The following is a 23894-nucleotide window of genomic DNA, read 5'->3' on the forward strand; positions in this document are numbered from 1 at the left end:
CGTCCCAACGCCTCGTTAATCCACCATTGATTTCAATACTCAATAGGTCCGAAATGCCCGCGATATCCAACCTGGGTGAGGATCAAACGATTAATGCACTCGACACTGACCAGGTCACTCTCCACCGGTCTACCAAATAAGGCAAAATTGCGAATGGTACTAGCATCCACGTATTGTTTTCGCTCTGGATGGATTCGACGAAGCGACATACCGTATACGGTCTCGAAAGGATGGGCTCCTGTGCGAATCAAGCTAAAGAAGGACGAATAAATCACACCGTCATAACCAGCATCCTTCGCAGCGAGAGCAATGTCCCGCGTAATTTCATATGAGTGAGATCTGGCAAGAAACAACATGTGAATAGCCATATCCAGACTCTCGAATTCGGACACAGACTCAGTTTCCTCCAAGGGGTGAGAGAGGTCCAATAAGCGGATATCCCGTTTACACTTCAAGGTCGCGACATAGACTTCATCCTCCGTCGACGCTCTGCATTCGTGAATGCAAACGTCTAGATCTTGCGATCCATACATGACAGGTAGACCGGGAGAGTCCATACGCCCTTTACCCGAAAAAGCTACTGGCGGGCTATCATACTCTGAAGAATCGGCTGGGCGCTCAGGGCCTACACGCAGTCGATAGAATTTACTGCCGACGCTGAGAGTACCCTCAGGATACTACTTCAGGATGCGTTCGATAATCTGAGGTCGAGTAACTGGGTCCTGCAGCGCCTTTAGCGGCTCGACTTCACCGACCATCCACAGTCGTGGTCCATAATGGAAAATTCCAATTTTAGCGGTCTCCTCAATCAGGTTGACATCGTTCTTAAGCCACGCTGACGGGACGATGTCACTCCGACCGTAATGCTCCTCGTTCAACTGAATTACTGGCGCTGCGCCGTACTCGGCCCTGACTGTTGTTCCACTAACGAAAAAGCGCCATGCTAGACTTTTAACATGACGTAGGGTCAGCTTTTGCCCATAGGGGCTTTGACAGTTCGGGCAATTACCGTCTTGTTCAATACCATGTTTTGCAGCATCAATCCGAAGTCCCTCATCTTTAAAGCAGTCAGAGCAAAGCAAAATTTCACCAAGTGGCTCAATTCGGTCGGTCATATAAACTCCCTATTTTTTTTCGCTCGAATCGACAACTGAATACGCCAGAATATTATAAATGCGCGATGACCGCTTCTGGCCGAACGCGGCCAGCGACATCAACATGCAAATATCAAGTTTCTGCTTTGGATGCAGTAAGCGCAACTTGGAATTTACTGCCGCTAGGTGCAGCAACGGTCAAAATTAAATTCATAACGACTTGGCCGTCCACATAGAGATACAGCATAGCTCGAGCTGGATAGGCCAGTAGTCGCATCATCTGGCGTTACAATCTTCGATTGATAAGTAGCCCCTTGAGTCTTCAGGTAATCTAAGAAGCCGACAACCAGATTCTTGGTGGTAATATCGCGTCCATCGGACTAGCACAGTACCAGCCCCTCATACGTCAAATGCCAGCACAAGGCTGGCATGGGTGCGGCGATGGGTTTTCCTCAGTCGTTACCTGCAAGTACTGTGACGTCAAGATCGCCCGTTTTGTCGCGCACTAGGTCAACGACGTCGTCTTTGGCATCCGTGTATCCGTAGACTTCGCCCGTGGCTTGGTCAGCTACTTTGTACTTCCCTTTTGCATTTTTTTCTACCGTTACTGTAATCATGATTTTTCCGCTTCGAGGCGGCCTTCAATTCGCTGGCATCCGGCCAGCACGGAGCGCCAAGCAGCGCTGGTTTTCTTTGTTACTGAGCGCTCAGGTCAAGCCGAGCCGTTTTGTCAGTGCTGCCACAATTACTGCTCCAATAATGCCGAACGTCTACGCTGCTACCGCTTTTGAGGCACCAAAGATTGATGACGAAGAGCCAGGCCACACGTTAAAAGTACTCCGGTCACGTCCTCCCCAGCTTCAGCTAAATGTTCGAGCTTATGACCGTTGCCGGGACTAATGATCATAACTTCGGAGCCTCGGTTCATCTCGGCAATATCCGCCAAATTGGCCTTATTGATTCGGTCCCGTGCTTCCACTTCAGTGTCCAACGTCTTAATGATGCGAATGTGCTGCAGCTCCGTAGGCATGATAATTCTGGATGTTGCCAGAAAGGGAACGCCACGCCGGCAGGGCCTTAAAAATTGTTTTTTAGATAAATAAGCTCAAATCGGCATAAAGCATTTCCCATTGGGAGGTGCCAGCAGCCTTAAAGATGACGGGGTAGTAGCTCATTTGCCTGTCTACGATTAGCTTTTGAAGTAAACCGTAAGTGCTTCGCGTTGGCGATCATCCAGTTGCTGCCAAAGCTTTACTGTGGTCAACGTCGATTCCGGCAACCACAACGAGCGATCACAGGCAGCGAACGCGACCATGATACGTTCGGTCGTCGATACGCTAGAACGGTCCGGACCAAGTTTCAAGGCTTCGCGGATCGTCACAACAGCGAGCCGGACGGACTGCTCATGCGTGAGGGGTTCAATTGACATGCACCACTACTCCATCGGCTGCCGGCCGGTTGCGGGCGCCATTAGGGCGCGTTTTCCTTAGGTCACTTCTTATTTATAGCATTGCATTGCGGCTCATGCTTAAACCGGCGAAGAAACACTTCTCTCGCTTTGCGGCGGTATCTAACCATGCCGTGGCTTTTGACCTTCCGAATCGTCGGATATACGTGCTGGCGGTTGAAGCCAATGCGAATTTGTGGTTGGTTTAGAATGCGAAACGGTGGCGAGAACCGAAAGCTAAAGTGCGGTCGTTTGGATGCGAATACTCAGCGAAAGTCGAGCCTGGCCCTAGCAAGGCGATTTTCACGTCGTTTTTCCCGTATTGGTGTAAAACCCGGACGTCATTCCTTTGGCTACGCTCCACTCGGGGTACAGAAGGCTGAAAACGTGGTTGATCGCCTTATGCGCCTCCCGCAGGTAATCGGCTGCCTGGGTCTCGGTTATCACCACCCCGTCGGGGCGATGCAATAACTTATTGCGCGTTTCCATTCCTGTCTTAATCACAGCCAGATAGGGTGACTTCTCGCCCAGGTAGTGCTTCATGATTTTGTCGTACAGCTTGGTTAATGGGGGCGAAGGCATTTCGAGAATAAGCAACTCAATTTCGGGATGCTTGCGGATCAAGGCTTCCTTGATTGCAAGCTCGAGAGCAATGGTAATGTCAATCCAACGAAATCGAGGCTCCGATTCCTGCATCGCCCTGAACAGATGTCGCATACCGATCAGCGGTCGGTAACCCTTGTCCAGGCCCACCTGCATCGCCGCCGCTCCGCCCGTCGAAAACGTCACCATCGCGGAGCTGCTGGTCTCGGGCGGTATCGGGACAAATTTCTCTTCGCCTTCACCGTCTGACCATGTGAAATTAGCCGCCATCCCAAGCGCATTATCGAAAATATCGGGACGTATGAGGAAATACTTGATCGCCTCAACAACCCGGCGCGCGGCACCGTCCAGGCTTCCGAGGACGCTCGCCAGCTCGGCCGGATAGCTCTTCACCGACATTGTGGAGGACATAAGCCAAGCGTGAAGCTCGGCGCTGACCTCGGCCTCGGCCTGGGCAACTGCATAGATCTCGCCCGCGGGGATATCAACCGCCACGTGCAATGCCCCCGAGGCGACGTGGTAGCACTCGCTCGCTTGTCCAACCGGGGGAAAAGTGCTTTTCCGTTTTTGAATCGGAAAGTGGGCGGTGAATCGTAAATTTGGCATGGTTGCGCTGACGTGGTGGACTTGCCCCATTATATCTATTAGACAACTGCCGTCCATCGGCAATGCTGACTTTCGACAGTTCACTAGCGGCGCACGCACCGTCTCGCGCAAATAAACCGTCGCGGCGCCGCCCCCTGTGTACATTTAATAGAGACTCATGGCTTGATAGAAAAGCACCAGATACCTTGAACTTGGCACGTATGATTTCATAGTGTAGGTGTGCACAATCATCGTAAAATAAGATAAGAGGCTTATCCAAGCTAATCCACCAAGGCAGATATGACATCACCGACCTATATACCTGATCGTCCTGCAGAATCCGACGCGCTAGGGCGCTCGCACTTTGCGAAGTCGCTTGCGAAAGCGCTTCTATTCGTAAGTGCAGGTGAAGGGTTGGTGGTTGGTATCGAAGGGGGCTGGGGAAGCGGGAAAAGCACAATAATTGGCTTTGTAAAAAAAGAATTACCCCGATGTGACGCGGCTGAGTTGCCGCCTATTGTGGTCGATTTCAATCCTTGGATGGTTAGCAACACGGGAGCACTGGTCGACGCGTTGGTCACCCAAATTGCCGCCGCAATTAATCTCGATCCGAGTTCGCCAGAAAAAGCCATCAATGCTGGAGAGAAGCTACTGGGGTATATCGGGTTGTTAAAACACCTTAAGTACCTCAAGTACATTCCTGGCATTGCTTTCGCGGGAAACATTGCGGAGGATGTTGGGGCGATTACCGGAACCGTTGTGGATGGTACAAAGGACGCCACAGACGCACTAGGTGATTTGAAAAAACTTTTGCCTACCCTGGATCTGGCGAAGAAGAAAGCTGATGTAATAGATGCCCTGAGGGATCTCGATCGTCCAATTGTGGTGATCGTAGACGACGTGGACAGATTACCTGCAGATGAGATTCGTACCGTTGTTCAGGCGATCAAGGCCGTTGCTGATTTCCCCAGAACTACTTATTTGCTCGCCTATGACCGCGACGTTGTTGCGGCGGCGCTGGGAAATGGCAACGTTGATTCTGGCCTGTCATACCTTGAAAAGATAGTTCAAGTAGCATACCCAATACCGCCGCTGTTTGAATATCAGCTCAGGAACTTCGTGGACAAACAGGTGCTTCACCTTCTTTCGTCGTTAGGGATTGAACTCCGCGATTATGAAATGTCCGCCTACCAGAAGGCGATTGGATATTTAGCTCGACTTGCGCGCCACCCAAGGGATGTTGTCCGTCTGATGAATAGGCTGATGTTAAGCCTTCCTGCAACCATAAACGAGGTTAACGCTGTAGACGTTATCGTATTCGAAGCCTTCTCACAGCGTTTCCCAAAAGTCCGCGACAGTGTCCACCGTCATCCGGCGGATTTCACCGGTGGTCACTATTTCCGTGGGGATTCTGGTTTTGAATCACATGATTTCGACTGGGCTGAATGGGCTGCACTGGATTCTGAGCGTAAAAGTGATAAACCACTCTGGGCAAAACACCTACCCCAACAGGAATCCGACTACAAGTTGGCTAAAAAAGTCTGCGCATTCCTTTTTCCCGAGGGCGCAGGAAAGCGAAATCGTGTGGCGGAAGCCAATCTTCATATCGCGGATCCCGACCGGCTGGCAAGATACTTCCTCATGACCTCGCTGGAAAGCGTGCCAGAAGCGAGCGACATTCACGAAAAACTATCGAAACCACAAGAGCTCGCAGAGGCACTAGCAACCGACGAGCCTAGTGAACTAGGACTACTTCTCGAATGGATTTGCAATTATCTGCCTTCTAGCCAAAACCTGAACGTAGACGGGAGCGCCAATGCGTTAATAGAGCGTGCGCTTCGCTCGGAGTCTGGCCTAACAGCAGATCTTGCGAATCTTTTCTCCAAATCGTTGGAGTGTTTAATTCGGAAAGCTCCTGCAGAAAAGCGTGAATCAATCTTTCTCCAGGTCGTTGCAAGATCGCCTCTGTCGATTTCGGAAAATGTCCTGCTAGAAGCTGCGACCGATCAGGGAAAATGGATCATGCGTCCCGGAATGGCCAAGGAAGCTGATGATCAGCTAATATCCAGCAGTGATGTGGTCAATGAGGCAATTGCCACCTGGTCTGATAATGTTCGACGGAGCGTCGTGACGGGCGTGCTTTCGGAAGAGCCTCGAATGCATGCGATCCTTCATCGATTCGCCCAGCTAAACTATACATATGGTGAGACCTACGAAGTGGTCGGGAAAATCTGTGCTAACGATAATGGGCTGCGCAAGTTTCTCTCCACTCATGTGAAAGATAGTCCATTCGATTCGCTGGATTCGTACGCCCTTGTGGAAGATGCCTGCCTCTTGGCTGACCGTATCAAAGCTTCTGATCTAAGGGGAGAGTATTCTTGGTTGGCGGATTTCATCGTCGAACCCGGTCGTGCAAAAGCAATTGGTGAGCAATCTGCGCGTCTAAAAAAAATGAACCTAGGCCTTAGAGGCGAATCGCCTTAGGTCGCAGCTTCACTGACTTTGAATCAAGCCTAACTTAACCTAATTTCCATGGGGAGTCGTCGGCGTGCGAGTACGCTATACCGGATCAGGTGTTGATGTAGATGCCAGATACCTGCGAGCCACTACTCATGGTCTAGTTAACCTTTCCTTTCCTTACCATTCCAGGTTGAATCGCTACGAGTTCACTAGACGCTTGCAAGTCGCTTGAAAATAGACTTTTTGTCGGATTGGGTGCAGTGTATTGTTGAAGCGGTGACGTACGCGCCGTTCCCGTCCTGCCGCCCCCTAAGCCGGACACGTCTGGCTGGTGTGGTACTGTGGCGCGGCCAGTAACCTGCCGCCGTTCCATTCCATCTTGTACGCGAGTTACTGCCTGAACTCGTCTCAACCCTGGTCTGGAATGGCACGGTGCAGCCCCGACTTCTGGCTGACCTTCTTGCCCGGCTGTTCGAGGGTGCCTTTGGAGGATCTGGACATATTCCGTACCTGCAAATCCTCAATGCAGACAAGCCCGTGGTTTTTGCTAATCGCCACTGTAGCCTTGTGCAGGAAGTCGCGTCTAGCCTTGGCGATACGGGGGTGAATCTTCTGGGCGCGAGATTTCGCCTTGTTCCATTGACATCCTCCCCGCCTAAAGGGCGGGAATTTCTACGGCGCTGCGCGATGAGTTGCGACGCGCTTCGGCGGGTTCCTGCTTCTTCGAGCGGCCTGACTGCGCCATCTCTCCACAGGCTAAATTGACATCCTCCCTGCCTAAAGGACAGGGATTTCTACGGCGCGGCGCGATGAGTTGCTACACGCTTCGAGGGGTTCCTGCTTCTTCGAGCGGCCTGACTGCGCCATCTCTCCACAGGCTAGCAAGCGGTGCCCCCGCTCTAAAACATTTGCGGCTCCAACTACATCGGCGTGATTTGCGCAGCCGCAATTGACACATAGGAATTTCGCCTGGGTCTGCCGATTGTCTTTTGATATGTGCCTGCAAGTCGGGCAAGTCTGGCTAGTGTGGTGCGGTGGCACGGCAAGCAGCATGCCGCCACTCCACGCCATCTTGTAGTCTAGCTGCCGCTTAAACTCGCCCCATCCTTGATCGAGAATGGCGCGGTTCAGCCCCGACTTTTGACTGACCTTCTTGCCCGGCTGTTCGGCAGTGCCTTTGGCGGACCTGGACATATTCCCTACCTGCAAATTCTCAATGCAGACGAGCGCGTGTTTTTGACAGACTGTTGTCGTGGTTTTGTGCAGGAAGTCTTTCCGGGCATTCGCGATGCGGGTGTGAATGCGTTGAACTTTGGCGACTGCCTTTCTCCAATTACTGCTGAATTTGACCTTGCGGCCCATGCGGCGCTGGTAGCGCGCCAAGCGCTGCTGGTGTTTCTTGAAGCTGTTGAGCGGCGCGATGAAGCTGCCGTCGCTCAGGGTGGCAAAGCGGGCGATCCCAACGTCAATGCCGATCGCAGTCGCTGCTTTAGGCAAGGTTAGGTCGACCTCGCGACGGGTCTGGATCGACGCGAACCACTTGCCAGCTGATTGGCTGACGGTGACGTTGCGGAGTTCGCCCAATACGTCACGACTGTTGCGGTAACGCAGCCAGCCGAGCTTGGGCAGGAAAATGCGATCGTTGGCTTGGTCGAGCTTGAACTGCTTCGGATCAGGGTAGCGGAAGCTGTCGCCGCTACCTTTGCGCTTGAATCTGGGGAAGTTGGCCCGTTTCTCGAAGAAATTCTTGTACGCCTTTTCCAAGTTCTTCAAGGCATGTTGCAATGGGTGGCAGGGTGCGGCTTTCAGCCACGGCGTTTGCGTACCATTGCGCCACCCGGTCAAGTGCTTAGCCATGGCCACGTAGCCGATGAATTTGTTGCCTGCTGCGTGATTTTCTTTTTGCAGAGCTAAGGCTTTGTTGTACACGAACCGGCACGAGCCGGCGAAGCGCCGCATGGCGCGCTCCTGTTCGCCGGTTGGTCTCAACTCGAACCTGTAGGCTTGATATCTTTCCATGATTCTTCAAGCTTACTCGTGTGAAGGCAGTATCGGCCACAAGAAAGCTAGCCAATTTGCGCCGTATTTTTGCTTGACATGGATTGCATACCGTACTGAATTGCAGCTCCGCTCTCCCTCCTCTACCTGAGCTGAAACCTCTGCCTCGCGATGACGTCGTCGAGCAAAGAAATGAACGAGGTTGAGATCAGGGCACCCATTTGGCCAAATCCGCCAGGGTGTGGTCCAAAGTTGAATGCAGTCACATCCTTTTGAGCATCCACGAAGTCATCCATCGTGCCGATGGCATCGATCAGGCCGATTTCCTTTGCTTCTAACCCACTCCAGATTTCCCCGCTGGCGTAATTGACGTCGTGCCGCAGGACGCGGCCGCGCCGTTCCTCTAGTTCGCGCAAAAAGGTTCGCCCTACCCTGTCCACCAAATCCTGCGCCTTGGCTTGCGCGTCCTGGCTAGGCGGTGTGAACGGATTCAAGAATGCCTTCAGGTGACCGGATGCATATACCTGCTGCGAGATTTCCATCCGATCCAGCGCACGCGACAGTTGCCATGGCGCGATGATGGCGCCGATCGATCCTACCAGACTGTATTTTCCCGCGATGATCTTGTCGGCGTGCAACGCAATCATGTAGGCGGCCGATGCGCCGACGTTGCTGATCGCCGCCACTACTGGTTTCGGGTGCTTTTTCCTGAAAGAGTGAATCGCGTTTCCGATACGCTCGGCCTCGACCGGCGCGCCGCCGGGACTATCTATCGCCAGAACTATCTGCGTAACGTTGCTGGACTCAAACGCGCGCTTCAGGGCCGGCACGATCTTGTCGGCGGACGCGAGTGAGGTTGCAGCGATCTCGCCTTCGATGTGCACAATGCCTATGACCGGGCTGAAGGGACCTATTTTAAACTGCAACGTTTGCATGAAAAAGTACAGACCGAACAAGAGTGGCATGAGAACGAGCAACGACTTCAGCGTCAACGTGAGGTGGCGAGAAAATTTTCGATCCCGTTCAAGCGCCAGGCGTTCTTCCCTGAATCCCGCGCGTTGTTCGCGTATCTCGGCCAACATCAGTAGTGCGAGATTGGTGGCCTGCAGTTCAGCTTGAATCTTATCGTCTTTATTTTCCATGGCGTTTCCTTGGGGGTTAGGCGCGATAAGTTAGCGACAACTGCCCCCCCAACCCAGTACGACAGTTTCCCAGGTCATCTTGTCACCGCACGTTCTTTTTTCTTCTTCTCTCCGGTTTGGCGGTGCACTTCGCATCGGCGCGCCGTCCTTGATCATGGCTTCCGTCGGTTTTGCTTTTTCCATTTCGGCTAATGCGGCGGTGGCTTCTTTGAGCTTTGAGATTGGGCAGCGCATAACAAAAGCCTGAGGATATTCTTGCGTGCTCGCTGCTTCTCGTGTGACCTTGGAAACACTACATAACTGAGCAGTAACAACCCGAAAATATTGATCATCGAAAGCGATGCCATCCTCAGAATGGAGCAGCAAGAGCTGGCCATTCTTACAATGACTTGTTATAAATCGAAGAGCTAGCCGAGCGTAAATAACGTTCTCGTCTCGCGTGCGTGCTTCGACGAAAGTTCGTTGGGACAATCTATACGTCGTCATCGTCGACAAATCGCAGACTGAGTCGTCTGTGGGCTTTTGTGCGAGTGCAACCGCTTGCACCGATGAAACCGCAAATGCCAAAATTAGAGCAAAGCTTATATGCAATAATTTCATAATGTAAATCCCCATGAAAAATTAAACCTGTCTATCCCGCTTAGTCTCCCTTGATATTTTTTTTGTTTTTGCTAGTATATTAATATATAAACATGCATTCTTGAGGTTATCGTGAAGGCAATAAGGCAGATGTTTCTTTGTGGACTTGCCGGTGTAATAATTGGGGTTTTGTTGAGTTTCGGCGAGCCTTTACTCTTAGTTGTTGTGGTTGCAGTTATTGGATTTTTTACACTTTTATTTTTATATGGGATAATTTTTTTGGTTATACTTATTCATGAAAAAATTCTCAGAGAGGATCACTTTTATTCATCGCAATTAGTCATTAACACGAATGAATATGAATGTGACGGAACTAAATACTTTAGTAATCCGGCCTATCGATTAGACGAAAGTGGAGATCCAGCTTTGGACCCTCAATGGCTCATGCGCGAACCACAATAGAATTATCGCTTATGAAAAAATTCTTTCAATTTTTTTATGCCTTTTTTTCTGATTTCTTTCATTTCTTCCGCAACAATGTCTGGATCTTCGGTGACTAGTTTGTTCGCCTTGCCGAACAACGACTTTTTCGACGAAATGTTGCCAGTCGGAGTCTCGACAATTCCACTATCATTTCTAAATTTTTGTTGCCCCTTATTTTTCTCATCTCTGGATTTTTCATTTATTGTTTCTATTTCTGACTGAACTTTCGTAGACGATTTATTAATTCTAGCTTGCTCTGCTGTCATCCAATCTTCCCCTTTTAACGGTAGATGTGCTGGTAGAGATGCTCCCTCGTCGTTTTTAACGCTGTTTGTAGGACCATTTTGAGTTGTCGAATGTGTACGTGATTTGTTAGCCTGATGCTTCCTATCGATGTCGGGATGAAGCGATGGATTGTTCTTCATGTCGCGATATGCCACTCTTACGGAATCAAATGATTCTGGAAAATTGCTGTTCGTGGTTGGCAATATGGGAGTGTTTGCAATGCTTCCGAGATGGGAGTCGATAATAATTTTGGCAGCTGCACTGTTCTGGTTGTGTGATAGAAGTGATTCAAACAGTTGAATATTGCGGGGATCCTTTGCAAGATCAAAATTAAAAGAATCCCCGCGCGAATACGCTGCCGATATACTAGTGGCGTAGTTTACTTGTTCGCGCAACGTTGCATCTGCACGCTCCGAGGTCGCTACCGTCTCGGTGATCCGGGCTGCATTTTCGGCGGCGGTCCTTTTATCCGAAATAATAGAGTTCAATAAACTAGTATTATTGACTAGCATTTCGCCCCAATCTTTAAATTTTGAAACATCGTCACTACTCAAGTGTTGCCTTATCTCCGATTCTTTTTGGTCTATTGAGGCGGAGTACTGTTTTCCACCACGGCCTGGTATCGCAAATTTAGCCCCAGGAATTTTCCCCGCTTGCGGCGTGCCAATGTTGAGCTCGGCCGCTACCCCAAATGCTACGCTTGCGACCTGTTGCTCGCTCGCCCCCACGGCTTTCCCAATGGTGTCGGTAAGTTGCTTCAGCTCTTGCGCACGTGCGCCAAATCCTTCCACACTGTTTCTTGTGACACCTTTAGACCGATTTGTTGTAGCACTAGTTCCGTCGACATGCAGCAGGGCATTCGACAAGGCGGCGGCTTTATCCCTTGCTGCAGCAACAGCATTTGACTCCGCTGCCGATACTTGTTGCGTGGCAGCTGCGACATGATTCTCCGTGACCTTCCCCTCCACTATTCTGGATACTGGTCCTTCATTGGCCAACGCCTTAACCGCAGTCAGCCCAGACAACACATTGGTGGTGAAGCTATTTCCTGAAAGATCGTTTTGCCGATTCCTGAAGAACGGTGACGAGCGGACAGGCGTCAAGGTCTTCTGATCCATGGCGATATTGCCCATGGATACATTCCCCGTTGCGGCCGAATTGGTGGCGGTGGTCACGTTTCCTTGCAGCAGGCGCGTGCCATCGATGAGCGCGGTGCCAAAGTTCTCCATGCGCTTGAGAGCGGCCCAGGCAATGAAAGGAATACTCAGCGTCATGTAACCGACCACTGCTTCGCCGGAAATCGCTGTGGAAAAAATGCCTGATGACGTTGTCAGCGACAGGGCGTTGACGCCGTTGCCAACATTAGCGGCTGCGGCGAGGTCGCGCATTGCATACATGGTCGCGGCGTAGTTAAGGATGGCATACAACGGCGGCCAAAGCTGGATCCAGATAAGCACAGACGCATAGTTCTTGAAACCGGCCACGGTATCTTTGCCGTTAGCCAGCATAAGGAGCAGGATCATCAGCGGGAACATTGCGTACGCCACCACTTCGACCACGTTGCGGATGACGGGCAGTGCTTGTTCTGCTACTTTTCCAGCGTTGATCCATGCCGCATTGGTCTGTGCCACCGCCTGCGCGCGGCCGATAGCCAGCATCATGGTGGCCGGATCGTTGACCTTTTGGCTCGCCAGAAGGCTGGTGTCGTTCACCGCATTGATGAGTGCGTTTTGGCGGATGATGTCGGCTGCTGTCGCCGAGGCGTCCGCGATTCTTGCTTTGATATAAGCCTGCTGAACCTGGTCTGCGATCAGCGCCGCTGCGACCGGTCCGGGTAGCGTCGGGTTCATTCGGAATGCCAGTGTGCCCTGGATACGCTGTACTTCGGCAGGCATCTTTGCCGATAGCTTGGTATATGCTTGCGGACAGGGAAGCAACTCCGCCGCGCCGGCCGCATTCGTGACGCCGGTAAACCTGGCAGGATTAGGATCCCCCATGAGCGCCCAAACGTCACCAGAGGTCGCAAATGCTTCCGGTGACAGGTAGCCCGAGGCCAGATCGTACATCGTGCACTGGTGCAGAAAATTAATCAAATCGTTCCTGAAGTACGGACTTTGGAACACGACCTTGGACGTTTCGCGCACCAGCCGGCTGCCGAACATGAGTCCATTGTTCTGATAGCTCAGCTTATCCGGCATGCCGGCCGGCCCCGGGATCACCTGCATGGCAGCCTCTTCGAGTTCTGTCAGGCTGTTGCCGACCGTACTGGTCAGCGAAGCGAGCACCGCCAGACCGAACGGTACGTTGTTAATGAAGACTTCGGCCGAACCTCCTGTCTTGTCGACGATGCCGACGGTCACCTTCGGCACTACGAGTACTGAAAATACCAGGACTACCGAGGCGAGCCACTTCCAGCCCACCATCTTTTCCGGAGCGAAAGCATAGCCGACAAGGGCAGACACGAAGCCACACACGACGGTGATGCCAAGCGCATTGCGGTAGGTATTGGCGCCGACCATGGCAGCAACCGCGTTCATGAGTCCGTACAAACTGTCCGAGTTTTGATAAGCAAAAATTTCCCACATGATATTTCTCCTCGTTTTCCGGTCATCAGTGCATGTAGGCTGCCCGGCGACCTAACATATCAAGCACATGCTGCGGAATATTGGCGCGAATATGCCGTTCCAGGTGTTCCAGGTCGTTGGACACCTCCGTGAGGGAGTTCACCTTCTGGTACACGAGGGTCTTTTCGCGGGACAATTGGGCCAGCATGTCCTTGGCGCGCAGCCGGATTTCTTGGGCTCTCCCCTGCTGTTTCATGTCTAAAGTAAAATCTTTCTCCAGGGCTTGCATCCCCAACCGCAGGTTCTTCTCCAGAAACATGTAGGCGTAATCCGCGGCAATCACATCCCGATAGGTGGCAATCAGCTGCTCATTGGCTGTGGCAGAAGGAAACGATGCGCCGATCGACAGCATGCGGTAGACAGGCTCACTGGTCTGGTTCACAAAACCGACCTCCGGCGACATGTTGGGAATCGGTGTGCGCGTCTCGATTTTGTAGGCGATCGAGCGCATCAGCTTTTCGACCTTGACTGTAAACGGGGTGTGGACGTACTCGGGGTCGATGGTGACCTGGTCGCAGTTGGTGTAGTTGTTGCAGCGCAGGACCGTTTGGTGGACGTTGCCGCTCCCGGCATCCGACTGGCCATAGAGCAGCTGGGAGATCGATGTGAAGGTCGGTGCGATCGGATTCGGGTCTCGTCCTTCCGAATAGAAAATAACGGTCCCGACCATGCTCATGATCATTTCCCGCTCCTTGTCGTCCAGGTAGTTGCCGGCGAGCTTAAGCGATTCCCAGGTGAGGTTGCCGACGAACGGGGCCTTGTTTTTGACCAGGGGATCGGAAGATTTGCGCGCCGTATCGAGAATAGAACCTTTGTCGGATTTGCAGCGGACGGCTGCGGCGGCATAGTCCGATTCGAGGCCCAGCGAGACGGCGATGTCCTCGCAGGCCTTGCTGGAGCTGAACCCCGTGGCCTCGGCGGCCGACGAGACCAGGGATTTGGCGGTATTGCAGGAATTGATTTGCGCATTCGTCATCATGGACTCGAGGTTTTTGGTCCACTTGGTGATACCGCCGAGCATCGGGGACACCGATTCGAGCGCGAGTTGAAACGCCACGCCAGGCAGCGCAGAGGTAACGTTCTTGAGCATATTCTTGAATTCGGCCGCTGAAATGTAGGAAAACGAGCCACCGAAAAGATCGATGCCGCCGCAGCCAGCTTTGGCCGTCGGGTAGTTGATGGCCATGAGTTGATACGTCTTGTTCGGCGCGCGCAGCATCAGGCTGCCGCCGCTATAGGTGTTGTAGACCTGGCCACGGAAGGCGCCCGGCGCCGAGTAGTTGCCGATGGCGCCGAGGTCGTTGAACATCTTGTTGACTTCGGCATTCAAGTCACCGGCGAAGGCCGGATGGGTGCACAGGGTGCCGGTGGACAGGGATAGTGCGATGATGAGTTTGCGCATAGGCATGATGAGCTCCTTAACGAGATGAGTAATGTGGTGTCAGCGGCGCTTCGACGGCTTCTGCGGCGCGCGGCCGCAGGGCATCGATCCGTTCCACCAACTGGCCTTCCGACAGCACACCAAAACCGACCGGCATGATCTTGCCGGTGATGGGCTGTGCCAAAAACAGCGCCGGAACTTGCTTGACGTTGAGCGTGGCGGCGGTACCGTTGTCGGTGCGGGCATTGGTAAAACCCGGCACAGCGCCGCCATCCAGGCTGACTGGCAGCACCTGGATACGGTATTTCGTGGAGAATGCACGCAATACCGGCCCATAGGCATGGCAGTACGGGCAATCGCCACGGAAGAAGAACATCAGGATGTGGTCGCTCCCGATGTTGGCGAGGGCGGAAGATCTCTCCTGCATTTGCACCTGCTCAAATACCTCCAGCGCCTGGGCATTCACGGGGCGGCCCTGCGTGGTGGGGTCCAGGTCCGGATTGGCCCACGCCACTTTCTGCGACAGGTCGGCGAACAGCGAGGCATTCCTGAGGACCTTCGATTCGAGTTCCATGTAGCGGCGCACATTGGAGATAGTTGGATGCATAACGGCGACGGCCTTGAGCTGTTCCAGCTGCACCTGCAGCTCACGCAGCGCCTTGACTTCAGGCGGTGCCTGCGGCCCGGTGGGTTTGATCGGCGCGACGGGCGCAGGCGGTACTGAGGCCCTCTGCGGTTCATTTACTGCCGGGTCGTCATAGAAATGCCAGCCGCGCCGCACTTCGGCTTGCGCGCCAGCAGCGCGGCCTATTGCAGGGACACTGGCGGGAACCTGGGCGTGTACTGCGCCGCAGGCGAGCAGCACTACCAGGCAGTAGTCGTACCTTCTCATCGCGTTTCCTCCCGACGCAGATTGGCGGGCGGCTGGCCATTGCGGCAATAATTGATGCCGATATCGATCGTTTGTTTGTTTGGTGCCTGCCCTGCCGCGAGCCTGACGCCTTCCTGCCAAAATCGGACGTTGAGCCGGCGGCAGCCATCCTGGGCGTAGCGGGCCAGTGTCGTGACCTCCATGAAGAGCGCAGAGGTGGCAGAGAAGCGCCGGGTGATCGCGTCCGCCAGTTCTCCCGTCAGCTTGCCGGCTGCACGGCCGTCGGGTGCATCGATGGCCGCCAACATCAGTACTTTCGGATCGTTCACCGCCACGCGGGGTGTGGCTTCCGGAGCCGCACTGGTTGCGGCGCCGAGCATGGCGGAGCAAAGGGCAAGCAAAACCTTGCACGTCGTGGTTCGATTCAGCATTTCCCTCTCCCCAGATAACAGCTTGGCGCGCGCTGGCCGGCAGCGTCCTTGATTGCCGCCAAGTTGGGCAGCGTCGGCACGATCGAGGCATAGAATTCGGTCAGATCCAGTTTTGCGAAGTCGATGCTTTGCAATTGATCCACGCTAAAGCCGGAACAGGCAGGATTTTTTGGCGCGCCCCACCCTATGCCCAGCTGCGCCCTCCCCTGTTCGTTGATCATCCTGGCCAGGCGCGAGTTAAAACAGCATTTGGAGGTCGTGTGCTCGATGCACGCCACGCATTTCCCTAATACGCGGATGCAGGAGCTGCACCAGGTGCCGATGGTGTGACATAGCTGGGCGCCCTCCTTCATCGCCAGCTTGCCCTCGCCGGCGTTGCACGACATCATCGAGACCGCGATGTACATCACCGCAGTCATCGCCAGGCTCCAGGGATTGAACGCGATCGCCAGGTGTTCGGTAGTCGCCAGCGTGACCGATCCCGCTGGCAGCGCCGTGCCATTGACGGCCACCGTCACACCAAACGTCGTATAACTGCCGCTGAAACCGCCACTGGTCAGCAGTGCCTTGGCGCCTTGCGTAATGAACTCGCGGTTGCCACTGTTCATCAGGATGTCGAATACCAGGCGCGAGCCGATGCCAAACAGGGACTGGTTAGTAAAGTGGGCCCCGGCGCCATCGGTATAGCAGCAGTTTTTGAGGAGCCGGTTGCGGCAGGTATTACCCTCGCCATTAAACAAAGTCATCGTCTTCGGATCGAGATAGACGCCGGCCTCGCGCACGGCCTCCATATAAGTCATGACCTGCGCAAAATCGACGTCATTCGTATAACTCGTACTGAAACATTGCGTACCGAGACAGAACGTTTTTGGCGCACAAGTAGCGCCAGCGGGGCAGCCGGTGGTGTACGCGGCCAGCGTCGTCTCGGCACTCAAGGGATCGCGGGCGATCGCTTGCGCGGCGGCGATACTCGGATCGGTGGCCAGCACGGGCGGGCGCGGCGTGTTGGCCGAGTTCAGGGCGCCCACTTGCGCCGCGCAGGCCGGGTCGCCGGGTGTCAGGGCGCAGGCCGCCAGGTGGGTACTGGCATCGCTTTTGAGGTTACTCTTGCCGTGGTAGACGGTTTCGGGTGGCGACAGGGTATAGCCGGGCACGTGGGCAGTGGCGCTCTGGGTGGTGACGCTGGCCCGGGCGGCCTGGTTGGCAGCCGTGGCGCCGGCCAGATCCTGGTTGACTTGCGCCAGGACAATGGCAGGCTGCATGCTGCTCAAGCAGCAGGCGGTCGTCAAGGCGATCAGGCGGCGCATGACTATTTCCCCATCTTGTCCAGGAAGCGGCCGGCGCTGTCGGCGAAGCGCGGTGCGCGTTGCTGGATGGTTTTAAGCGCGTATTCAAGCGAGACGTCGCCGGCGACGCGGACATAGGCATCCGGTGCGAAACAACTCCCTGCCCCGCAGGCCTGGGCGGGTGCGCCGGCACTGAGTAAAACGAAGGTCGGTGCCTGGCGTACGGCAAAGCGGTCAAATGCCTGCGGATCGATTTGCCATGCCACCTTGCGCTCGCCCATGATTTTTTGGACATGCACCACGGTTTTGACCAGTGATCCGTCGTCCAGGCCCCGTAGTAACAGGGTCGCCTGCAGCTGTGCGGCTTGCATTGCCAGCTTGTACAGCGCAGCTTCCGGCATAGCGAAGGTCACAAAGACCAGCAGCCGGTCGCCATTCAACGCGGCAAGCGAGATCGGGTTAGATGCCGCTTCGTAGCCTTTGGCCATGGCGCCCAGATCGACGGGTGGCGTTGCGCGAGGCTGCGGCAAGACGTCGATCCGCATCCGTGGCGTAGTGGAAGTAGGCCCTGGCGGCGGGTCTTGCGGCATGGGATGGGTGTGCATGGCGCGCGCGATATCCTGCTCGGTGATGACCGGCTGCAGCTTTTTGGCGCGTTCGATGTCCGCGTCGGTAATCGTTGGTATCGCCTGCGCCGCCACGGCCTGGGCCAGGAACAGAGAAACGAGCCCTGCCATGGCACGCAGCGCAGCAGGCCTGACGCCCACTGGGGGCACTTGGATTGGATTAGTAGCCAACACAGCAGTTCCTTTTTCGAAACAACATAAACGCAAAATCTTCGCCCTTGACGGGGTATTCCTTGCCCGCTCCCCAGGCGATGGTGGTGCGGCCAAAAGGCTGGCAGCATTTGCCCAGTTCCTTGTCGGTGGCCGGAATCGGATACGTCAGCTGGGATTTGTAGGCCGTCTTGTCCATTTCCGGCAGGAAGTACGGACCGCACAGCCCTTTCTGGCCATGCATGCCCCATGTCAGCAGTTCTCGATGCATCTTGGCGGTAAGGCGCTGCATCATCAGTTCGGCGGTGCGCACCCCGCCCACGTGGTAGGCCGCGTGGCCATCGAGCGGGAAAAGACCTCCCTGGCAGCCGGCGCACCAGAATAATTCCGGACGGCCAAATCCCGCCGTGGCGGCCACGCAGTCCGCAGCGCAGGCGGCGACGGCGCCGGGATTGGCAAAGAGAACCGTTTCTGGATTGATAATGAGTGTCAGCTCGTCGTCACCCCATAACGGGTCGACTTCGGTCATGTACGCGATATCGAAAGAACCGGCTTCCAGGCAGGGGAAATCGGCGACCGCCTTGAGCCAGTACATGACCGGATTCACGTAGAAGTGGGCTTGGTAGAAGGCGTCCTGGGCGCCGCCTGCGTCCGTGGCCCGGGCGGCTTCTGGCGCAGGGATGCCCGGATTGAGATCGATGCCACCGAGGGACACCAGGCAGAACGGTTTGCGCACCACTTCCACGTGGCGCACGGGTTCCCAAAAGCCGATGGACAGGCCGATCACCGGATTGACTTTGCACGAACAAATCGGACTGGACGGATTGGCGCTGTCTTCCTGGCCACCCAGGTTGCCCACAGTGACACTGCCCAGCGAGATCGGCAGGATGCATGACCAGCAAATATCCGTGATCGGGTTCGGGAAGGCGCCAGTGCAGGTTCCGACCGGCGCCGCCTCTGCGTGGCTTGCGCCGAGGAGAAGCAAGAGCACTGCAGCGGTTTGTTTGAATGGATTCATTTCGCCACCATTTCATCAATGCGAAGGCGCATGCCTTCCTGGTACACCAAGGCCGGAACATGCTGGATGCCAAAGCGCCCTACTAATCGGCCCTGCTGATCGAAGTAGATCCGCGTTTTCCACTGTTTCATCAGCTCCAGATAGGAGCCGCCGACGAGTACCGGCCTGATCCGCGCGCCATCGCGCTGGAGCAGGCTGCGCGCCATCCTTGCCTGTGCCGGATCGCGCGCGTCAAAAAACAGCAGTTTTCTCGACATGGACGTGATCGCGAGCGGGTTGGTACGGGTGCCTGCGGGGAACAGGACGCGACCCTGTGCATCGAGGATGTTCTTGTCGAGCACATAGGTGGGATCAACATAGACGGTTCGTGGTGCCTTCGCCGGCGTCAAACCTGCCACCGGCGCCGGGTTGGCCACGGCCGCCCTGCCTTTGGCGATCGCCAGCTCCTGCAGTGCGTGAAGCTGGCCGCTCTCTTCCAGCGCACGCAGGCGCTGGGCGATCATCTCGAGCAAGTTTTGCTCGGCAAGCGAATACGTCGGCCCGATCGCGGCCAGTTCCTCGGCCTTTGCCCGTGCTCCCGTGAGGCTACTGGCCAGCAACAGGATCGACAAGGCGCGCACGGCCGGCTCACCGCATGGCAGGCTGTGAAAGCCCCATGTCGCAGGTGTGGGTTCAAGCAATGCCATCATTTTCTCCTCGCGTCAAAAGATCGGAATGACGACGCCCAGGACCGCGTCGGCGCGTACCAGGCCATTGATGCTGTAGCGTGAATCGAAGCTGTCCGGGCTGGTGCCTTGCACATAAAAATACGATGGCGGAATCACCATCTCGGCGATGGGATCGAGCCGAAGATGTTTGACGTTGGTATGGGTCTTGGCAAAACCGACCTCCTCACCATTGACGAACACGTGGCGATCCCGGACGGTCACTGTGTCGCCGGCCACGCCGCGCACGATCTTGAAGAACGGCTGGTGGTGCAGGCCGGGGAAGATGCGGTCCGCCGCCCCTTCGAATGCATAGACCACATAATCACCGCGACGGATGCCCTTCGCCCGGTAGTCGACCACTGCGACCAAGTAGGGCAAGCTGGGTGTCACGTTAAACAGAATAGGCAAACGCGGCGTGGCATCGATAAACAGACGCACATAGGCGAGTGTCCAGATCACAAGCAGCACCAGGTACAAATACCAGCGTCTGCGCGCATGCCTAAAAAAATCGCGGGTCACAGTTTCACCTTTTTTCTGAGCAATGGGGTGAGATCGATCAGCGTTGTGCGGCTGCCGATCACCGCCGTTTTGTCGACCACCAGGCATGCGCACTCTTGCGGCAATTGCGCCAACGCAGCAGCAAAACGGGGGACGAATCGTTCAGCGTCAGATATCGCCTGTCGTCGTTCTATGTCGGTACGGCTGCTCGCCATGGCTTTAAAGACCTGTTCCTGCTTTGCATTGAAGACGTTCGCCGCATCGACGACTCCGATGACCAGCATCGGCCGCAGCACCAGGCGGTCATATGCCGCAATACCGATCGCCACGAAGCAGGCCGATACGAAGATATTGATCAGCATGATTCTCATTGGAGTCCCCTGTCGGCCAGTACCCGGGCGATGGCCTCGTCGATGGAGTAGCCCTGGGCACGCAAGGCATCAATCGGCTTGTTATCGTCGAGCTTATTAGAGAACAGCAGCTGCGTGGCTGGATCAATGACCAGGCGTACAACGCCTTCGCCGATCGGCGACGAGACATACATTTCCGCGAAGGCGCCGGCCTCGGTGCGTAGCGATTTAAGTAGCCGCTTTTTGGCCGCATCCATGACGATGCGCTTGTTGCTTTCCAGGATTTCAATCGACTCCGGTTTTTGCCGCAGCAGGAAAACCCAGTCGGAGCAGTTGAAAGCGGCTGTCATTTGCACCGAACCGTAATAGTCATCGGCCCCCTGCGTCGCGGTGCCTAGCGCGCCACCGTATTTGCGCGCACGCCGGGCTGCTTCTTCCACCACGGCGGCCTTGACGGGGTCGTCCGCCCCGATCTCTCCAAGCTGTTGCTTGAGTTCATCGATGATCAGGAGCTTCTTGCGATCACGGTTCAGGTACATCTCGCCGGTGATCTGGTACATCAACAGGATATTGACGACGGCATGCAGGTCGGGCTTGCGTTTGAGTTCTTCGTTTTCGATCACCACGAAGTCATTCGAGAAATCGACGTTATTCTTGCCCTCGAAGAATCGTTCGTATTGCCCGCCTTTCGAGTACGGATTGAGCATGATGGCAAGATCGCGGATACGGTCATCGCCATTAATTTCGAGTTCAGCAATACTCCCGGTCTTGAATTCGTCGCGCAATGCGGTGATCGTCAGATCATTGCCGTACGACTTCCATAGCTTCAGCAGGACCGTTGAAATGGCCTTATATTGCACTTCTTGCAATTGCTGACTCATGGAACACATCTTCGCCAGGGCGGGCAACAGCATATCGATGTCTTCGTGAATGTCATTGACCGCCGTAAACGGGTTCAATATGATCTTCGAGCGAGCACTAAACTCGACATGCGTGCCATTGGCTTTCTTGCACAGCTTCTCAAATGAGCGCCCGAGATCAAGCAGGCGCACTTGTGCACCGCCGGAACGGTATGACCAGGCTATCTCGTTGAGGGTGACGGACTTGCCGGATCCTGGGGCGCCGACGACGGCAAAATTGTAGTTGCCCAGGTCGTTGTCATACAGGTCCAGCGTCACGAGCTGGCCACGGCGGCCGGCGAAGATGAGCGTTGGCGTGTCGGTTCCTCGCCATTCCGCCAGCAGGGGCGCGAGATGGATGGCGTTTGCCATGGATTTGCGCGTCACGCGCTTCATCTTCTTCATGTCATTGTGGAATGCGGGTGTCAGGGTCATGGGCAAGCTCGCCAGCAGCGCCTGGCGGTGCATGTACACATCGGCATTGAGTTCAAAGCCGCTGGCACGCCAGATGGCCTTGGCCGCTTCTGCTGCTGCCGTCGCCTCGGCGGGCGGCGAGAAAATGGCCAGCTGGTGGTACATCGAGACGAGGTTGCCGCCGACATCCATGGCGTTGGCAACTGCATTCCAGTCTTCCTGCTTCTTCTGCACGTCCGGCATGATGGCGGCCATCTTGCTGCCGGCGTTCTGTGTCGCGCGGATATGGTTTGCCGTGATCAACGTCCGCGTCGTGTTCGTATCGAGGATGTGCACGCCCATGGTGAGCAGGAACGGCGCACGGTACTGCAGTGCCGGTTGCATGGAGTGGCCGATGAGCGCACCCATCTGCCAGAGCGGGAAACGTCCAGGAAATGATTTAATGGAGAAGAAGCGTGCTTCCACGTGCTGCGGCTTGCCTGGCTTCGAAAACCGGATGCCTTCGTTGGTCGGCTCCTGGACGGTATCGAAGTCCACAATCTGATCCCGCAATTCCCTACCCTCATCGTAGTGAATCCATGGGGTGAAACCGTCTGCGAGCCGGTGCGGATTGGTAAACAGTGCGCACCAGTTGATTAGGTCAGCCGCATCGCATACATTGCTGGGAAAAGAAGCGGCGTCAAGGGTGCTTGCCATCGAGTCGCGCAAACTGATGGCTGCTTCGCGCTTGCCGATATCATCGGCGCGTCCATCCGTCGTGACGCTCATCATCAGTCGAAAGTCGCGCAGCGTAAAATGAAATCCCTTGGTCAGGGATTTTTGGCTCCCGGCCAGCAGATGCTGCACGCGCTGGCGTGCCAGCTGGCGGTACAGGTTGCTATTCCGGGCCGGCCGGCCCCACTGCTGCGAGTTTTCATATTGATCCTCGTCCTCCATGCGCATGTTGGCATATTGGATCAGCGGGGCACGGATGTCCGGCGAGCCCAACAGGTGAAATTGCACACCTGTGTTGGCGGGACAGTTGGTATACAGGCTTTGCAGCACTTCCACCATGCGCTCATCGGCGCCGGCCTGCGGCATGAGTTCGAGCATGAAACCGAGCCGGTGATGGCGGTTGATGAACAGCTGCTCGCTGTCGACATAGGGACCGTACGGTAGCCAGCTGGCAAATTGATCCTTGGAAAATTCCTCGCCTCGGCTTAATCCAAACAGATCCCAGATGCCAGCGCTGATCCCTTCGCCAGCTTGTTCGGGGGTAAAAAACTTGAGCATATTTGTCCTTTCTGCATTCAACATCGCTAGGGGGTTGTTGCCGGCGCTTGAGACGGCGCGCCTTCTGGAGCTGTCGTAGCGGCCCCGATGGGAGGCTCGGTCAACGCTCCCGCTGGCGGCGAGATTGGCCGTGTTTCGGTGCCGGAGTTGGCCTGTCCGGAGGGAGACGCTGTACCCGGAGATGACGCCTGCTGAGGTGCGGGCGGTTTCAGGGGCGCATAGGCGTCACGGATCTGCCGCTGCGCATGGGCAATCTGCCACCGGCCTGGGTCTGTCTGCAGGTAGACAAAGGACTGATCGTGGAGATCATGGTCGCTGTCCTCCCACGGCTTGATCCACAGCCGCATGACGCGCGGCGGAGAGCGCAACTCGGCGGGCTCGAATGCAGGCTGTCCCTGCATGGAACTGGCGCTGGAGGCAGCTTTTAGCATCGTGTACATGCTGCGCGGGGCTGCACGCGGCGTTCCTTTTATGGAAACCCCTTTGGTCGCCGCGCCACCGCCCGATGGTAACGAGTTGTAGTAATTACCGGATACGGAGTTGCACTGCACGCCTTCCGGCGCCTTGCAGGCATACTCGGACTTGCCGCCCAGGCCCGTCATGTCACCGCACCCGGCAAGAAGCGTCAGGCAAACCGCTGCGGCGGACAGGTTGTTGACGCGGAGTGAATTAGATGGAATCAGCTGCATGA

At 55.3% G+C, this 23894-nt stretch carries 22 protein-coding genes and 1 pseudogene; 1 reads left to right on the forward strand and 22 read right to left on the reverse strand.

Translation table 11 applies throughout. The features are described 5' to 3' along the window. Positions 1–32: 32 nt before the first annotated feature. From YQ44_RS29340 to YQ44_RS14405, 5 genes are all read right to left on the reverse strand, one after another. The gene (locus tag YQ44_RS29340) at positions 33–635 is read right to left on the reverse strand and encodes an RES family NAD+ phosphorylase (protein WP_198043978.1); all 603 of its coding nucleotides are present in this window, start codon (positions 633–635) and stop codon (positions 33–35) included. Positions 636–677: 42 nt separating this feature from the next. Beyond that, positions 678–1115, reverse strand: coding sequence for a hypothetical protein (locus tag YQ44_RS29345; protein WP_198043680.1), 438 nt, complete (start codon positions 1113–1115; stop codon positions 678–680). Between the two features lie 431 nt (positions 1116–1546). Continuing rightward, positions 1547–1711, reverse strand: coding sequence for a hypothetical protein (locus YQ44_RS28990; protein WP_156894856.1), 165 nt, complete (start codon positions 1709–1711; stop codon positions 1547–1549). A 572-nt stretch (positions 1712–2283) separates the two neighbouring features. Next, positions 2284–2523 (reverse strand): hypothetical protein, encoded by a 240-nt coding sequence (locus YQ44_RS14400; protein WP_071323977.1) that lies wholly within the window; start codon positions 2521–2523, stop codon positions 2284–2286. A 321-nt stretch (positions 2524–2844) separates the two neighbouring features. Next, complete coding sequence (locus YQ44_RS14405; protein ID WP_156894857.1) at positions 2845–3639, reverse strand: hypothetical protein; 795 nt, start codon at positions 3637–3639, stop codon at positions 2845–2847. Positions 3640–4029: 390 nt separating this feature from the next. On the opposite strand from YQ44_RS14405, the gene YQ44_RS14410 reads away from it, so the two are divergent. Next, on the forward strand, positions 4030–6213 hold the full coding sequence (locus YQ44_RS14410) for a KAP family P-loop NTPase fold protein (protein WP_083411851.1): 2184 nt from the start codon (positions 4030–4032) through the stop codon (positions 6211–6213). A 285-nt stretch (positions 6214–6498) separates the two neighbouring features. Here the strand turns inward: YQ44_RS14410 and YQ44_RS29770 are convergent, their stop codons facing one another. From YQ44_RS29770 to YQ44_RS28300, 17 genes and pseudogenes are all read right to left on the reverse strand, one after another. Continuing rightward, positions 6499–6567, reverse strand: coding sequence for a hypothetical protein (locus YQ44_RS29770; RefSeq protein ID WP_442905937.1), 69 nt, complete (start codon positions 6565–6567; stop codon positions 6499–6501). Between the two features lie 171 nt (positions 6568–6738). Then, a pseudogene (locus tag YQ44_RS29775) lies at positions 6739–6798 on the reverse strand (hypothetical protein); the annotation flags it as partial. Positions 6799–6966: 168 nt separating this feature from the next. Continuing rightward, entirely contained in the window at positions 6967–8208 is a 1242-nt protein-coding gene (locus YQ44_RS14415) for an RNA-guided endonuclease InsQ/TnpB family protein (protein ID WP_071323980.1), read from the reverse strand. A 122-nt stretch (positions 8209–8330) separates the two neighbouring features. Next, complete coding sequence (locus YQ44_RS14420) at positions 8331–9329, reverse strand: S49 family peptidase (RefSeq protein WP_071323981.1); 999 nt, start codon at positions 9327–9329, stop codon at positions 8331–8333. Between the two features lie 30 nt (positions 9330–9359). After that, on the reverse strand, positions 9360–9929 hold the full coding sequence (locus YQ44_RS28995) for a hypothetical protein (RefSeq protein WP_156894858.1): 570 nt from the start codon (positions 9927–9929) through the stop codon (positions 9360–9362). A 443-nt stretch (positions 9930–10372) separates the two neighbouring features. Next, positions 10373–13261 carry a conjugal transfer protein TraG N-terminal domain-containing protein gene (locus tag YQ44_RS14425; RefSeq protein ID WP_071323982.1) on the reverse strand — a complete coding sequence of 963 codons (2889 nt, stop codon included), beginning with the start codon at positions 13259–13261 and terminating at the stop codon, positions 10373–10375. A gap of 25 nt (positions 13262–13286) precedes the next feature. After that, a complete protein-coding gene (locus tag YQ44_RS14430) occupies positions 13287–14708 on the reverse strand; it encodes a conjugal transfer protein TraH (RefSeq protein WP_071323983.1) in 1422 nt (473 codons plus the stop codon). A 10-nt stretch (positions 14709–14718) separates the two neighbouring features. Then, the gene (gene traF, locus YQ44_RS14435; RefSeq protein ID WP_083411852.1) at positions 14719–15573 is read right to left on the reverse strand and encodes a conjugal transfer protein TraF; all 855 of its coding nucleotides are present in this window, start codon (positions 15571–15573) and stop codon (positions 14719–14721) included. Continuing rightward, positions 15570–15983, reverse strand: coding sequence for a hypothetical protein (locus YQ44_RS14440; protein ID WP_071323985.1), 414 nt, complete (start codon positions 15981–15983; stop codon positions 15570–15572). The genes traF (YQ44_RS14435) and YQ44_RS14440 overlap by 4 nt, the downstream gene beginning before the upstream one ends. Then, positions 15977–17290 (reverse strand): conjugal transfer protein TraN, encoded by a 1314-nt coding sequence (gene traN / locus YQ44_RS14445; protein WP_071323986.1) that lies wholly within the window; start codon positions 17288–17290, stop codon positions 15977–15979. Before traN ends, YQ44_RS14440 begins: the two co-directional genes overlap by 7 nt. Positions 17291–17292: 2 nt before the next feature. Beyond that, positions 17293–18006, reverse strand: a complete 714-nt coding sequence (gene trbC, locus YQ44_RS14450) for a type-F conjugative transfer system pilin assembly protein TrbC (RefSeq protein ID WP_071323987.1) — start codon at positions 18004–18006, stop codon at positions 17293–17295. Between the two features lie 49 nt (positions 18007–18055). Beyond that, a complete protein-coding gene (locus tag YQ44_RS14455; protein WP_071323988.1) occupies positions 18056–19063 on the reverse strand; it encodes a TraU family protein in 1008 nt (335 codons plus the stop codon). Next, the gene (gene traW, locus YQ44_RS14460; protein ID WP_232250897.1) at positions 19060–19752 is read right to left on the reverse strand and encodes a type-F conjugative transfer system protein TraW; all 693 of its coding nucleotides are present in this window, start codon (positions 19750–19752) and stop codon (positions 19060–19062) included. Before traW ends, YQ44_RS14455 begins: the two co-directional genes overlap by 4 nt. A gap of 12 nt (positions 19753–19764) precedes the next feature. Continuing rightward, the gene (gene traF / locus YQ44_RS14465) at positions 19765–20289 is read right to left on the reverse strand and encodes a conjugative transfer signal peptidase TraF (RefSeq protein WP_071323989.1); all 525 of its coding nucleotides are present in this window, start codon (positions 20287–20289) and stop codon (positions 19765–19767) included. Next, positions 20286–20630, reverse strand: a complete 345-nt coding sequence (locus tag YQ44_RS14470; RefSeq protein ID WP_232250898.1) for a hypothetical protein — start codon at positions 20628–20630, stop codon at positions 20286–20288. The genes traF (YQ44_RS14465) and YQ44_RS14470 overlap by 4 nt, the downstream gene beginning before the upstream one ends. 5 nt (positions 20631–20635) lie before the next feature. Further along, positions 20636–23203 carry a type IV secretion system protein TraC gene (gene traC / locus YQ44_RS14475; RefSeq protein ID WP_083411855.1) on the reverse strand — a complete coding sequence of 856 codons (2568 nt, stop codon included), beginning with the start codon at positions 23201–23203 and terminating at the stop codon, positions 20636–20638. Between the two features lie 26 nt (positions 23204–23229). Further along, a complete protein-coding gene (locus YQ44_RS28300) occupies positions 23230–23892 on the reverse strand; it encodes a TraV family lipoprotein (protein ID WP_083411856.1) in 663 nt (220 codons plus the stop codon). Between the last annotated feature and the right edge of the window lie 2 nt (positions 23893–23894).

Source organism: Janthinobacterium sp. 1_2014MBL_MicDiv, from assembly GCF_001865675.1.
Lineage (GTDB): Bacteria > Pseudomonadota > Gammaproteobacteria > Burkholderiales > Burkholderiaceae_D > Janthinobacterium.